Source organism: Ruegeria sp. R14_0 (assembly GCF_017743975.1).
Lineage (GTDB): Bacteria > Pseudomonadota > Alphaproteobacteria > Rhodobacterales > Rhodobacteraceae > Ruegeria.
The window spans coordinates 1,107,987-1,122,402 of record NZ_JAGHRC010000001.1 but is presented as its reverse complement, the minus strand read 5'-3'; the positions used below and the strand labels follow the sequence as shown (position 1 = coordinate 1,122,402).

The following is a 14,416-nucleotide window of genomic DNA, read 5'->3' as shown; positions in this document are numbered from 1 at the left end:
TCACAGGGAAGACACCAAATTGAAAATCTCATCCAACCCCTATCGCGGCGGTCAAAAGCTGATCGATGGCGCTCCTTTTCCTTCGACCAATGTGGCTCGTGCGTCAGAATTGATCGCACGTTGTTTGTCGGCGGACGAAACCCCATTGGCTCGGGTCGATGGACTGGCAAAGGTGGCGGACCTTTGGGTCAAAGATGAACGTGGTCGGATGAATCTGGGGTCGTTCAAGGCACTGGGGGCGGCCTATGTCATTGCCCGGCACGCAGCAGATATGGCTGAGGAACCGAACAACACCACGCTGTCCGGCCGCACATACGTGACCGCGAGTGCGGGTAACCATGGTTTGAGCGTCGCGGCCGGCGCGAAGAAGTTTGGCGCAAAAGCCGTTGTCTATATTGCGGAAACTGTTCCAGAGAGTTTTGCCGATCGCCTTCGGGATCAAGGTGCTGAGGTTGTGCGCAGCGGTGCGGATTACGCTGCCAGCATGGATGCAGCCAGCCAGGCCGCGCGGGATAACGGATGGATCTTGCTGTCTGACAGTTCATGGGATGGGTATTACGAACTGCCGCACACGCTGATGGAGGGCTATCTGAAAATGGCCGCCGAAGCTGCCGAGCAATGTCCGGAGACACCAACACATATCATGCTGCAGGCTGGTGTCGGCGGCATGGCCGGAGCAGTTGCTGCCTATGCGCGCACGGTCTGGGGGGATGAACCTCAAATCATCGTGGTTGAACCCGATGCGGCACCTGCCTTGCAAGCGAGTATCGACGCAGGCGCTTGTGTCTTCGCGGGCGGTCCCGACAGCATCATGGGGCGCCTGGATTGCAAAGAACCTTCCCTGATCGCATTGAATGGGTTGGCCCGGGACGCCGACCGTTTTCTGACATTAAGTGATGACGATGTTGCCCGCGCGCTGCCCGCTATGGCCAATGCGGGCATTGCCACGACGGCGTCCGGAGGGGCAGGCGTTGCCGCCATCATGGACGACGATGTGCGCGCAGCGTTGGGAATTGGTCCCGAAGCGCAGGTTTTGTGTTTCCTCTCCGAGGTCGCTGAATGAGAGGGTTCGACGCGACGGAGTTCGCCGCGCGAACGGACCGCGCACAGAGTATGATGCAGGCTGCTGGCCTGTCTGCGCTGTTGCTGACCACGGAACCTGAAATCCGATATTTCACTGGTTACCTGACCCGTTTCTGGGAAAGCCCTACGCGCCCTTGGTTCTTGATCGTGCCATCCAGCGGCAAGCCAATCGCTGTGATCCCGTCGATCGGGGCCGCGCTTATGTCAGAAACCTGGATAGACGACATCCGAACCTGGTCCGCGCCGGATTTGACAGATGATGGCGTTAGCCTCTTGGCGGATACTCTGCGCGAGGTCGCGCCAGCGGATGCCATAATTGGTGTGCCTGACGGGCATGAAACTCATGTGAGAATGCCATTGGCTGACTTTCGTCGATTGCAGGAGGAAATCGGTAAGCGCGATCTTTGCGGTGACACGGGGATCGTCCGGGCGTTGCGAACGGTCAAATCTCCCGCTGAAATCACAAAAATTGAAACGGCATGCGCCATTGCCGGGCGCGCGTTTAAGCGCGTTCCCGAAATTGCGGGCGAGGGTATCGCGCTGGAGGCAGTGTTCCGCCGGTTTCAGATGTTGTGCCTTGAGGAAGGCGCAGATTGGGTGCCTTACCTTGCCGGCGGTGCAGAGCAGGGCGGTTACACTGACGTGATCTCTCCGGCAACAGATGCGCTGCTGCAGCAAGGTGACGTGTTGATGTTGGACACAGGTCTCGTCTGGGACGGGTATTTCTGCGACTACGACCGCAATTGGGCAATTGGTCGGGTCAGTGCAAACGTTCAGCACGCATATGCGGCGCTGATCGAGGCGTCGGACGCTGCCCTTGATATCGCCCGCCCGGGTGCGACTGCCGCCGATCTGTACCAGGCAATGAACTCGGTCCTTTCGCGCCACGATGCCGATACCGGTGCAGGACGCTTGGGGCATGGTCTGGGAATGTCGCTGACCGAATGGCCATCTCTGATTCCAACAGATCACACGGTGCTGCAGCCAGGTATGGTTCTGACGCTAGAACCGGGGATCGCTGTGGACGGGAAGGTTCTGGTTCACGAGGAAAACATCGTTATCACCGAGGGGGCACCCCGCTTTATTTCCCCTCGCGCCGGTTCGGAGCTGCCTGAGATATGACGCGCTTACCCTATTCAATCGATGCCGACGACCCGACTGCATCCCCGATGGGGTTGATCGTGTTGCAGGCCGACGAAACGCTGGAACCTGAATTCTCTGCGTATTTCTCGGACCGGACTTGCCCGATTTACGTGTCCAGAATTCCCAGCGGTAAAGAAGTGACGACCGACACTTTGGCGGATATGGAAAAGGCGCTGCCTGCTGCGGCGGACCTGCTGCCCAAAACAAGGCCTTACCGCGTTGTCGGATATGGCTGCACCTCGGCCAGCTCGGTCATCGGGTCAGAGCGTGTCGAGGAAATGGTACAAAGGACGTGCGATGCAGCGATTGTCACAAACCCTTTGAGGGCGGCGTCGGCCTGTGCTCACGCGCTTGGGGTGGGAAAGTTCGCCTTGTTGTCTCCATACATCGAAGAAGTGAACGATCCTTTACGTGAGGCCTTTGCTCGAAACGGTATATCAATGGATGTTTTTGGCACCTTCAGCGAGGCAGAAGAGGCAAAGGTTGCCCGAATCTCCCGGCAGTCCGTGATCGACGCGGCGATGGATCTTGGGCAGGATAAATCGGTTGAAGCTGTTTTTATAAGCTGCACAAATATAAGAACTTTTGGCGTGATTGATGAGGTGCAGGAGCGGTTAAAGAAACCGGTTCTGTCCAGCAATCAAAGCCTTTCCTGGCACATGCGCCAGTTGAATTTCGACTAAGATTTACACATCGCGAACGGCAATCGTTACACGAGTGACATATTTTGGTTGCGTGCTGCACCCTGCATGTCCTTAAATGGTGCGGACAGGTCTTTGAGATCCGGATGAACCGGGCAGGCAAGGACCGCACAGGGGAGACAATTCGGTAAATGTCAGATGACGCAGCGTTCGTCGAGTTTCAGCATGTCCAGAAATCATATGATGGTGAGATCCTCGTTGTAAAAGACCTCAACCTTTCCTTACCGAAGGGTGAGTTTCTTACAATGCTTGGGCCCTCGGGGTCGGGTAAAACGACTTGCCTGATGATGCTGGCAGGGTTTGAAACGGCCACTCATGGCGAAATCATGTTGGACGGACGTCCAATCAACAACATCCCTCCGCATAAACGCGGCATCGGCATGGTATTTCAGAACTACGCCTTGTTTCCGCACATGACGGTGGCCGAAAACCTGTCCTTCCCTTTGGAAGTGCGGAAAATCGGTAAGGACGAACGGGAAGAGAAAGTCAGGCGCGCGCTGGACATGGTTCAGATGGGGGCCTTTGGCAGTCGCCGACCGGCGCAGTTGTCGGGCGGTCAGCAGCAGCGGATCGCGTTGGCCCGTGCACTTGTTTTCGAACCTGAACTGGTTCTGATGGACGAACCCCTTGGCGCGCTCGACAAGCAATTGCGCGAACATATGCAGTTTGAAATCACCCGTCTGGCGCACGATCTGGGCATCACGACCGTCTACGTCACACATGACCAGACCGAAGCTTTGACCATGTCGGATCGGGTGGCGGTGTTCGATGACGGGCGCATTCAGCAGCTCGCGCCGCCGGATTTGCTGTACGAAGAACCGGAAAACAGCTTTGTCGCCCAGTTCATTGGCGAAAACAACACGTTGGAAGGCGTCGTTAAGTCAATCGACGGCGACACCTGTGTTGTGGCGCTGGACGATGGATCCGAAATTGACGCCAAGCCGGTCAATGTCCACGCGGCAGGCGATCGGACCAAAGTATCGATCCGGCCCGAGCGGGTTGAGTTCAATAAGGACCGCCTGCATGCGGATGCTCATACACTGAAAGCTACGGTAAAAGAGTTCATCTACATGGGCGATGTTTTCCGCTTCCGTCTGTCGGTTGCGGGTAACGACGACTTTATCATCAAGACACGAAATGCTCCGGATGCGGTCAGGCTGTCACCGGGGCAGGAAGTCGAAATCGGCTGGTTGGCGCAGGACTGTCGCGCGCTCGACGCCTGAGACCCAGAAACGACCCGCGTCGTCCGCCCGGGCGCGTGGGACAATCAGATGATCGGGTTGCCCCGTGACCCGGTCTTCAAAGTTAAAATTAACGGGTATAACAGGGAGTTAACAATGAAAGTTACTAAAACCACTCTATTGGCAAGTGCGGTTGCCGCTATTGCCGGTGGCGCAATGGCCGAAGAGATGACGATCGTCTCGTGGGGCGGAGCATATTCCAAATCGCAGCTCAAAGCGTATCACGAGCCCTATTCGGAAAAGACAGGCGTTACCATCCTGAACGATGACAGCTCGGCCGAAGCGGTTGCCAAGCTGCGCGCGATGAACGAAGCGGGCAACATCACCTGGGACGTTGTGGATGTGGTTGCTGCGGACGCCATCCGTTTGTGCGATGAAGGTCTGGCGATGGAGATCGACCCGGACACCATGCTGGCCCCGGCACCTGATGGGACGTCCGCAGCCGATGATTTCGGCGACCTGCTGGTCAGCGACTGCTTTATCCCGCAAATCGTCTATTCAACCACGTTCGGCTATCGTACCGATCTGGTTGGTGATACGCCGCCGACCGATGTTTGCGCCGTGTTCGATCTGGAAGCTTACCCCGGCAAACGCTCGCTGGAAAAGCGTCCGATCAACAACATGGAATGGGCGCTGCTGTGCGACGGCGTTGCAAAAGATGACGTCTATGATGTTCTGGCCACACCGGAAGGTCAGGATCAGGCCCTGGCCAAGCTCGACACTATCAAGGACAGCGTCGTCTGGTGGTCTGCCGGTGCCGACACGCCTCAGCTGTTGGCTGACGGCGAGGTCATCATGGGCTCGACCTACAATGGTCGTCTGTTCAGCGTGATTGAAGAGCAGAAGCAGCCTGTTGCCATGCTGTGGGATGCACAGGTCTTCGATCTTGATGGCTGGATCATTCCCGCAGGTCTGAGCGAAGAGCGTCAGAAACGCGCGCTGGACTACATCATGTTCGCAACCGACACACAGCGCCTGGCCGATCAGGCAAAGTGGATTTCGTACGGTCCTGCACGTGCGTCCTCGGCTCCGTTGGTGGGTCAGCACGCCGAACTGGGTATCGACATGGCACCGCATATGCCGACCGACCCGGAAAACGCCAAGAACACGTTCCTGTATAACTATGAGTTCTGGGCAGACTACCGCGACGATATCGACGCCAAGTTCCAGGCCTGGCTCGCGCAATAAGCGATTGCTCTCATGAAACTGTCGGGGGCGGCTCATCGCCCTCGACCCAAAGAGTACCCAAGGGGCACTGATGACTGACGCCACCCACCAAGACACCGGTCCAATGCTGGCCGCTGATGGAACGCCGCTCAAGCAATCTCTGGCGCGGTCGCTGCGACGACAAAAGCTGCGAGCCCTTATGCTGATAGCACCGTTGCTTCTGTTCGTTATGTTTTCCTTCATCATACCGATTGCCTCGATGCTATTCCGGTCGGTGGAAAACAGCATCGTGCAAGAGACTCTGCCCCTGACGGTCGAAGCGTTGCAAAGCTGGGATGAAAACAGCGGTGAACTGCCGGATGAGGCTGTGTTTGATGCCTTTGTTCGCGACATGGTGGTTGCAGTTGATAACAAGACCCACACGCGCCTGGGCTCGCGTCTGAACTACGAAGAAACCGGAATGTCTTCGATGTTCCGCCGCTCGGGGCGTAAGGTCGGCAAACTGGACCCTGAAACCGACGGGCCTTTCAAAGACCAGTTGATCGAGATTCATGATGGCTGGGGCGACCCGAAGACTTGGGCCGTCATCAAGACCCATTCGCCCGCCATCACCAACGGTTATTTCCTGAATGCTGTGGACATGCGCCGTACCCCTGAAGGGGCGGAAGCTCAACCTGAGGATAAGCAGATTCTGATCAAGCTGTTCGGTCGGACGCTGTTCATGTCTCTGGTCATTACCGGGTCATGCATATTGCTGGCCTATCCGATCTCATATCTGCTGGCGAACTTGCCGATGCGTGTTTCGAACATGCTTATGATACTGGTTTTGTTACCATTCTGGACATCCTTGCTGGTGCGGACATCCGCTTGGAAGGTGATGCTGCAGCAGCAGGGGGTCATCAACGAAACGCTGGTCTGGCTGGGGCTTGTCGCGGATGACGCGCGGCTTGTCATCATCAACAACCAGATCGGTACGATCATCGCTATGACGCATATCCTGCTGCCGTTCATGATCCTGCCGATGTATTCGGTGATGCAGACGATCCCACCATCTTACACGCGCGCCGCCAAGTCCATGGGGGCCACGAACTGGACGACCTTCTGGCGGATCTACTTCCCGCAATCCATTCCCGGCATTGGCGCGGGCTCAATCCTCGTGTTCATTCTGGCGATTGGCTACTACATCACGCCAGAGATCGTCGGGGGCACCAAGGGTGTCTTCATCTCGAACCGGATCGCGTACCACATCTCGTCTTCGTTGAACTGGGGACTGGCTGCGGCGCTGGGGACGATCCTGCTGGCGGTCGTTCTGCTGCTCTACTGGTGCTACGACAAGATCGTGGGCATTGATAACGTCAAGCTGGGATAAAGACTATGGCTGCACTTACACCAATATCCCGCAAACCGTTGTCGGTGGTCCTGCCGGCTGTCGCCATCGCCGGAGGTTTTGTCGGCATGTTCGTCGGCGCCGGGCAGGGCAATGTTCTGTTGGGTATCCTGATCGGCGCTGCATTGATGGCCGGATTGGCCTGGCTCTATATCAACGTGCTGGACAACGAACGCGTCGCGCGCTGGATCACGATCCTGGGTATTGGAGCAATCGGCTTTGTCTTTGCCGGAGCGACAGGGCTGATCGTCGGGCTGTTGGTGGGTTGGTTCTTTGCCTTCTTCATTTTCTGGCTGTACGAAGGCCGTTACCGTCAGAAACTGCTGCCTTACATGACCGGCGGTCAGGTATTCTGGCACTATACGTTTCGGGTGATCTGCGGGGCGATCTTCGTGTTCCTTATAACGCCGATCCTTGTGGTGCTGCCGCTATCCTTCAACGCGCAAGACTTCTTCACCTTTACGCCCGAGATGTTGCGTCTGGACCCCGAGGGGTACTCGCTGAAACACTATCGCGATTTCTTCACCAACAACGAATGGCAGCGCAGCTTCAAGAACTCGCTGATCATCGCGCCGATTGCGACCGTGATCTCGGTGACGCTGGGTACACTGGCGGCGATTGGGCTCAGTCAGTCGCACGTTCCCGGTCGGCGAGCTATCATGGGCATTCTGATCTCACCGATGATCGTACCGCTGATCATCTCGGCCACCGGAATGTTCTTTTTCTACAGCGACATCGGGCGCTTTCTTGAGGGCACGCTGGGCATGGATAAGAACTTTGTTGGCTATATCAAAGTCATCCTTGCGCATGCCGTTCTGGGTATTCCGTTCGTGATCATTACGGTGACGGCCACGCTGGTTGGCTTCGATCAATCGCTGACGCGGGCTGCTGCGAATATGGGAGCGGGTCCGGTGCGGACATTCTTTAAGATCCAGATGCCGCTGATCTTGCCGGGTGTGATTTCGGGTGGCCTGTTCGCCTTTATCACGTCGTTCGACGAGGTTGTCGTCGTGTTGTTTGTTGGCTCGGCCAGTCAGAAAACCCTGCCGTGGCAGATGTTCACCGGCCTGCGCGAACAGATCAGCCCGACCATTCTGGCGGTTGCTACGATCCTCGTGGTGATCTCGATCGCGTTGCTGACGACGGTCGAACTGCTGCGCCGTCGGTCTGAGCGTCTGCGGGGTCTTAGCCCGGCTTGACGCGACTCGAAAGCTGATTTAGCGATTTCACCATGCACCCCTGTCACGATGGCGTCGTGACGTAAGGCGGGGTGCATGGCTCTCGGATCCCGAGGCCGCTTGTCCTGAACGCCGGGACTTGTGGCCGGGCGATGCCAGTCCGGCATTGAGGAGAGTCAAAGATGAATGACCTGAACAATCGCCCCGAGTTCTTCACAAGCCATAACGGCGACAAGGCACCTTTGCCGTTCAGTCGCGCAGAATATGATCGTCGCCTCGCCAGCCTGCGCGCCACGATGGCCGCGCGTGATATCCCGGCGGTTCTGCTGACGTCGATGCACAATATCGCTTACTATTCGGGCTTTCTGTATTGCGCCTTTGGTCGCCCATACGGCTGCGTCGTAACGCAGGATGCCTGCACCACGGTTTCTGCGAATATCGACGCGGGGCAGCCGTGGCGACGTTCGGTTGATGAAAACGTCATCTACACCGACTGGAAGCGGAACAACTACTGGCGCGCTGTGGCCAGTCTGATTGGGTCGGCCCGCCGGATCGGCATTGAAGGAGATCATCTGACGCTGGCGATGCGCGACACGGCGCTGGACATGCTGGGCGGGCCTGAACTGGTGGACATCGCGCCTGACACGATGGCCGCGCGGATGGTTAAGTCTGCTGAAGAGATTGAATTGATTAAAGGCGGCGCAAGAACGGCGGATGTTGGTGGCGCAGCCATCCACGCCGCGATCTGCGAAGGTGCGACCGAGATCGAGGTCGCGATGGCAGGCCGCGACGCAATGGAGGCCGAGATTGCGCGTGCCTACCCGGATGCCGAATACCGCGACACCTGGGTCTGGTTCCAATCCGGGCTAAACACCGACGGCGCCCATAACCCTGTTACCAAACGCGCGCTTGAAAAGGGCGATATTCTGTCGCTTAACACCTTCCCCATGATCTCGGGCTATTACACCGCGCTGGAGCGTACTCTGTTTCTGGGTGAGCCGGATGCAGAAAGCCTGCGTATCTGGAAAGCCAACGTTGCCGCGCATGAGCTGGGCCTGAGCCTGATCAAACCCGGCGCGACCTGTTCCGGCATCTGTGAAGAAATCAATCGCTTCTTCGCGGATGAAGGCCTGCTGCAGTACCGTTCTTTCGGATATGGCCACTCATTCGGTATCCTCAGCCATTACTACGGACGTGAGGCTGGGCTGGAACTGCGTGAAGATATCGACACGGTTCTGGAGCCGGGTATGGTCGTCTCCATAGAACCCATGCTGTGGGTTCCCGAAGGCCAGAAAGGCGCGGGCGGCTATCGCGAGCATGACATTCTGGTGGTCGAGGAAACCGGTGCCGAAAACATCACCGGCTTCCCTTATGGGCCCGAGCACAACACAATCTGTGCTTAACTGAAACGGCAGGAAGGGCGCTTATCCCTTCCTGCCACGTTCGTGGAAAATGAACCCGATGAAGTTCAGCAGGACCTGCGCCGCTAAAATCTGAGTGCTTTCGGTCGGGTCGTAGTTCGGTGCGACTTCGACAAGGTCGATCCCGACAACGTCTCCACGTTTCGCCAGCCCATGCAGAATTTCCAGTACGTCATAGTACAAAAAACCGCCGTGGCTGGGCGTTCCGGTGCCCGACGCGATCGAGGGGCAAAATGCGTCGATGTCAATCGTCACGTAGTATCGTGCCCCTTCCGGAATGCGTGCCAGAACCCCATCAGTGCCAAGCTTACGCACCTGCCGCACGGACAGGATGTCGGATCCGCGGGCGCGGGCATCCTCATACCCTTCTTTGGCGGTCGATGACACGTTCCGGATGCCCAGTTGCGTCATGCCCGAAACATACGGTTTCTCGATGGCGCGTCTCATCGGGTTGCCATGTCCGGCGGTCACACCATGCCTTTCATCCACAAAGTCCAGATGCGCATCAATCTGAACAACGTGGATCGGCCCGTTCCGTTCGCAATCCCGTTCGAATGCGCTGATGCAAGGAATGTTGACCGAGTGATCTCCGCCGATGGTGACGGGCAGGGCGCCCGCGTTCAGCATCTTTTCAACACCGAACTGGATATTCGCATGGCTTTCCTCGGTTTTGGTGTGAATGATATCCGCGTCCCCGATATCGACCATTCGAACCGATGCATCCAGATAGGTGGCGTCATCCTCGTGATCATATGCGCCGGCATGCCCAAAGCTGAACAAGGTCGAAGCTTCTCGGACCGCTCTGGGTCCGAACCGCGCACCCGAGCGCCACTGGGTGCCAAAATCAAAGGGGGCGCCCATTATGGCGACGTCGGCTTCGATCTGATCCCAATTTTCAACATACGGAGACTTGCCAAAGGTCGAAATGCCCACAAACGGCAGGTTAAGGCGACCGCCGGAATATCCATGAGACGACATAGGTGTAACCCTGTTTATTGTTTTGCATGCGCAGCTTAGTCGGGGCTTGTGGTTCTTGATAGGTGTAACAGACGGATATTGTCTTGATTGTCCGCCGAACCGGTGCGTATCTGACGCAATTGGTTGAAAGGAAAAGCCGTGGGACGTCATGCACTGCCACCACAAACAGGGGCCTTTTACATCAACCTGGATCGCGTCCCGGCGCGTCAGGCGTTCATGGAAACACAATTCAACCATACAGGGCTGGCAGGCGCGCTGCGGTTCAGCGCGACGGATGCGCAGAACCCGGATGCGTTGGTCGGCAATGGCTATGTCCCCGGAACCGGCAGCCGGTGGGGGTTGAAAACAAGTGAGATCGCCTGTTTCGAAAGTCATCGCGCGGTTTGGAAGGCGGCCTTGGATCAAAACTTACAGGCCGTGGCAGTCTTTGAAGATGACGTCGAAATGTCCACGCAGGCGGGGGCTGTGATTGCGGGCCTGCTGGGTGACGCGGGGGGCTATGACATGGTTAAGTTGGACTACTCTCCTCGATCGCTTCGCTTTGGGCCTGAGGAAAGTATCGCAGGCGTCCCGGTGCGTCCCATGCTGGAAATGGCCCCCAGCGCCGCCGCCTATGTGTTGTCCCTTGAAGGGTGTCGCAAGCTTTTGTCCTGGTCTGAACGCTACTCGGATCATTTGGACGACTTCATCTCGATCCCCCGGCCTGACTGGCGGATGTATCAGTGTTTCCCGGCTGTCGGCGTCCAGATGATCTGGTCCAAACAGCAGGATCACACGGTCGAAGAGGTCAAGGTCAGTGAGCGGTCACAGGACCGCAATATTAACAGTGGTTTGGACAAGGGCCCAACGTGGTTCCGCATCCGGCGCGAGCTGTTGGCCACGCGGCGCAAATTGTATTGGCGTATGGGCGGGCAGGCGCGCCTGCTGCAAAGCGGCGGATTTGTGGGTTTCATCCCCTGTGCTGACGATCTGCAGGTCTGAAACAACGCGCGACGTCGTCATAAGCGTTAACAAAACTGTCAATATGATATAACCTTGTAACGTTGGTGCTGGGTAACGCTTGGGTTTTGGTGTGGGGCAAACAATCTACGAACGGTATGGCGGGTTCAAAACGATCAGTCGGGTCGTGATGACGTTTTATGAAATGGCCTTGGACTCAGAGCAGATCGGCGGCCACTTCGAAGACATAGACATGCCGCGCCTGATCGATCACCAGACCAAATTCGTCTCATCGCTGGTCGGGGGGCCTGCCTCGTTCAGTGACGACCGGATTGAGGCGGTGCACCGGCATCTAAACATTTCGCACGAGGATTTTGATGAGATGGCAGCGCTGTTCAGCGAGGCGCTTTCTCTTCATGGGATGGAAGATTCGCATATCAAGGTCGCCCTGGATGCTATTGAATCCAAACGTTCAATCATCGTAGCTCGCGACGCCGCATGAGCATTCTGGCCATAAACGAACAACTGCTTCGCGCGATTGGCGTGGGCGTTGCGGTCGTGCGGGCGTCGGACTTTACTTTTGTGTTTCACAATGGGCCGTTTGCCGAGTGGTTTGGCGCACCCAGCGATGGGCAGACCCTCATGGACTATTTCCCGGGCTTAGACACAAAAGAGCTTGAAGACGTGAAACAATCGGGCCTGCGTTATTCAGTGGAACTGCAGGTCAAACCCAAGCGCCGTACGTTGATCTTTGCGGCTGCCGTGTCCTTGGCCAACGGGTTGTCAGAACAGGTTCTGGTGGTCGAGTTTCAGAACATCACCCGTATTCGCGAACTGGAGAGTATGATCGACAGCTATTCGACCATGGTCGAACGTAACACGCGGGAACTGGAGCGCGAAAAAGAACGTGTTGAGCGGCTGTTGCTGAACCTAATGCCACGGGCCGTTTATGAAGAGTTCAAAACCTTTGGCGTCGTGACGCCGCAACTTTTCGATCAGGTCTCGGTCGTGATGTTGGATTTCGTGGGATTTACAGATTTCGCCGCAAAAACTGACCCAACGGTGACACTCAGCGAGCTGAACGACATATTCACCGCCTTTGACCGGATCGTTGAACAGTTCGGTTGTGAGCGGATCAAGACCATAGGGGACGCCTATCTGGCTGTTTCAGGGATGCCCGATCCGACACCGGATCACGCCACGGCAGTGGCCCATTGCGCGGTAAGGTTCTTGAGGTATCTGGAACGGCGCAACGAAAGCCATCCGCACAAATGGCAGGCGCGCGTTGGTCTTGGTATGGGGCCCGCCGTCGGATCTGTGGTTGGTATTCAGAAATACGTTTATGACGTGTTTGGCCCGGCAGTTAACATTGCCTCTCGGCTGCAAGTCTTTGCAAATCCTATGAATATCGTGGCTCCTGAGGATATGAAATATGCTCTGATCGACGAGTTCCAGGTCTCGGATCTGGGGCCAGTCGATATCAAAGGCATGGGTGAAATGGACCTGATCAACGTGACATCCGGGCTCAGCATGCCGTCGCCCAGATCTACGATCTAACCTGTGCTCACTCGTCCTGTGGCACCAGGCCAAGACCACGCAGGTAGATGCCGATCCCACTTTCCAAAAGATCTTCCGGCGGAAAAGGCGAGCTGGCCCCTGTGTTTCGTGCGTAAAGCTCAACAACGCCGTGGCTCATGGCCCAGATATGCGCGCTGAACATCGAGGCAGGCGGGCGTTTTTCCGGCGGGATGTGCTGAGAAAGGTCCGCGGCGGCCTTTTCCAATACGCTCCGCGCCCGGTTTGCAGCCAGCGACAGCTCGGGCGTGCGGTTAACGGAAATACCGCTTTCAAACATCGCAATGTAGTGCCCTGGGTGTTTTCGGGCAAAAGCCAGATAGGCGCGGCCCGTTGCCTCGAACGCCGCCAGCGCCGATGGCTGGCCTTTGTCATAGGCGTATTGCATCAGATCCGCGAACATCTCAAACCCCTGACGCGCGGCCTCGGCGATCAGATCCTCGCGACCGTGGAAATGGCGGTACACTGCGGCCGGAGTAACACCCGCGGTTTTTGCAGCCTCGGACAGGGTAAAGCCGGTCGGCCCCTTTTCTTCGATCAGCGACAGCGCGGCCTCGATCAGGGCTTGTTTGAGATTGCCGTGGTGATACCCGCGTTTGGTCATGCCTGTGTCACGAGCCTTTTTTGTTTAAGCCATGGGGAGCCATGACATAATTCACACTGCGCCATTCGTCCAACGCTCTGCAGGGATGGGGCACGGAAATGTCATCACGCCTCCCATATCTCGGGGCCGCCGCAGATCAGGGGGTCATTCTTGCCGATCGCCTTTTTGTCCTTTTCGTCGTAGTCCAGCCCGTGCAGGACAGTCCGAATGGCGGCGAGGCGCGCGCGCTTTTTGTCGTCTGAACGGACAATGGTCCAAGGGCAGTGATCCGAATGGCTGCGCGTCAGAGTTTCTGAGATGGACTGCGTATACTCATCCCACTTGCTAAGCCCCGCAACGTCGATTGGGCTGAGTTTCCATTGCTTTAGCGGGTCTGTCTCACGTGCCAGAAAGCGGTTCAGCTGTTCCGCGCGCCCAACGTTGAGCCAGAACTTGAACAGCTTGATCCCGTCATTGACCAACCCGGTCTCAAGCGGAAGAACCTGACGGAAAAACCGCTCACGCTCTTCTGTTTCGCAAAAGCCAAAGACGTTTTCGACCACGCCGCGATTGTACCAGCTGCGGTCGAAAAACACGATTTCACCGGCCGCGGGCAGGTGCTGGATGTACCGTTGGAAATACCACTGACTGCGTTCAGTATCGGACGGTTTGCTCAGCGCCACGTTGCGGGCGCCCCGAGGGTTAAGGTTTTCGCGAAAGCGTTTGATCGTGCCGCCTTTTCCGGCTGCGTCGCGACCTTCAAAGATGATGGCGATGCGGTGGTCGGTCTCTTTGACCCAGGATTGCATTTTGACCAGTTCGATCTGCAGCAATTCCATCTCTTGCTCGTAATCCTTACGTTTCATGCGTTCGTCGTAAGGGTAAGATGGGTTCAGGATGTCGTCCTTTCCCGCCTTTTCGATGGCTGATCGCACCTCTTTTGGCGCTTCTTTTCGAAAGTACTTTTCAATGGAACCTTTTTCGGAACGGGCCATGATCCACCTCGCGATAAAATCCAGT

The 14,416-nt window shown here is 56.8% G+C and carries 14 protein-coding genes; 11 read left to right on the top strand and 3 right to left on the bottom strand.

The features are described from left to right. Window positions 1–19 precede the first annotated feature (19 nt). From J7416_RS05530 to J7416_RS05495, 8 genes are all read left to right on the top strand, one after another. Window positions 20–1,063 (top strand): pyridoxal-phosphate dependent enzyme, encoded by a 1,044-nt coding sequence (locus tag J7416_RS05530; RefSeq protein ID WP_209223832.1) that lies wholly within the window; start codon window positions 20–22, stop codon window positions 1,061–1,063. Further along, window positions 1,060–2,205 (top strand): Xaa-Pro peptidase family protein, encoded by a 1,146-nt coding sequence (locus tag J7416_RS05525; RefSeq protein ID WP_209223711.1) that lies wholly within the window; start codon window positions 1,060–1,062, stop codon window positions 2,203–2,205. Before J7416_RS05530 ends, J7416_RS05525 begins: the two co-directional genes overlap by 4 nt. Beyond that, window positions 2,202–2,909, top strand: coding sequence for an Asp/Glu racemase (locus J7416_RS05520; protein WP_209223710.1), 708 nt, complete (start codon window positions 2,202–2,204; stop codon window positions 2,907–2,909). Before J7416_RS05525 ends, J7416_RS05520 begins: the two co-directional genes overlap by 4 nt. A gap of 149 nt (window positions 2,910–3,058) precedes the next feature. Continuing rightward, window positions 3,059–4,150: an ABC transporter ATP-binding protein gene (locus J7416_RS05515; RefSeq protein WP_209223709.1), complete on the top strand. Its 1,092-nt coding sequence runs from the start codon at window positions 3,059–3,061 to the stop codon at window positions 4,148–4,150. Window positions 4,151–4,264: 114 nt separating this feature from the next. Further along, window positions 4,265–5,356, top strand: a complete 1,092-nt coding sequence (locus J7416_RS05510) for an extracellular solute-binding protein (protein ID WP_170464009.1) — start codon at window positions 4,265–4,267, stop codon at window positions 5,354–5,356. A gap of 70 nt (window positions 5,357–5,426) precedes the next feature. Then, window positions 5,427–6,704, top strand: a complete 1,278-nt coding sequence (locus tag J7416_RS05505) for an ABC transporter permease (RefSeq protein ID WP_209223708.1) — start codon at window positions 5,427–5,429, stop codon at window positions 6,702–6,704. Between the two features lie 5 nt (window positions 6,705–6,709). Beyond that, complete coding sequence (locus J7416_RS05500; RefSeq protein WP_209223707.1) at window positions 6,710–7,921, top strand: ABC transporter permease; 1,212 nt, start codon at window positions 6,710–6,712, stop codon at window positions 7,919–7,921. Window positions 7,922–8,082: 161 nt separating this feature from the next. Beyond that, entirely contained in the window at window positions 8,083–9,303 is a 1,221-nt protein-coding gene (locus J7416_RS05495) for an aminopeptidase P family protein (RefSeq protein ID WP_209223706.1), read from the top strand. 21 nt (window positions 9,304–9,324) lie between these two features. On the opposite strand, the gene speB is transcribed toward J7416_RS05495, so the two are convergent. Beyond that, window positions 9,325–10,299, bottom strand: coding sequence for an agmatinase (gene speB, locus J7416_RS05490; RefSeq protein ID WP_209223705.1), 975 nt, complete (start codon window positions 10,297–10,299; stop codon window positions 9,325–9,327). Between the two features lie 138 nt (window positions 10,300–10,437). Here speB and J7416_RS05485 point away from each other — a divergent pair, with 138 nt between their 5' ends. From J7416_RS05485 to J7416_RS05475, 3 genes are all read left to right on the top strand, one after another. Continuing rightward, window positions 10,438–11,280, top strand: coding sequence for a glycosyltransferase family 25 protein (locus J7416_RS05485; protein WP_209223704.1), 843 nt, complete (start codon window positions 10,438–10,440; stop codon window positions 11,278–11,280). A 79-nt stretch (window positions 11,281–11,359) separates the two neighbouring features. Further along, window positions 11,360–11,740 carry a group 1 truncated hemoglobin gene (locus tag J7416_RS05480; RefSeq protein ID WP_247744096.1) on the top strand — a complete coding sequence of 127 codons (381 nt, stop codon included), beginning with the start codon at window positions 11,360–11,362 and terminating at the stop codon, window positions 11,738–11,740. Beyond that, window positions 11,737–12,795 (top strand): adenylate/guanylate cyclase domain-containing protein, encoded by a 1,059-nt coding sequence (locus J7416_RS05475; protein WP_209223703.1) that lies wholly within the window; start codon window positions 11,737–11,739, stop codon window positions 12,793–12,795. Before J7416_RS05480 ends, J7416_RS05475 begins: the two co-directional genes overlap by 4 nt. 7 nt (window positions 12,796–12,802) lie before the next feature. Here the strand turns inward: J7416_RS05475 and J7416_RS05470 are convergent, their stop codons facing one another. Further along, on the bottom strand, window positions 12,803–13,417 hold the full coding sequence (locus J7416_RS05470; RefSeq protein WP_209223702.1) for a TetR/AcrR family transcriptional regulator: 615 nt from the start codon (window positions 13,415–13,417) through the stop codon (window positions 12,803–12,805). 104 nt (window positions 13,418–13,521) lie between these two features. Then, window positions 13,522–14,391, bottom strand: coding sequence for a polyphosphate kinase 2 (ppk2, locus tag J7416_RS05465; RefSeq protein ID WP_209223701.1), 870 nt, complete (start codon window positions 14,389–14,391; stop codon window positions 13,522–13,524). Window positions 14,392–14,416: the final 25 nt, after the last annotated feature.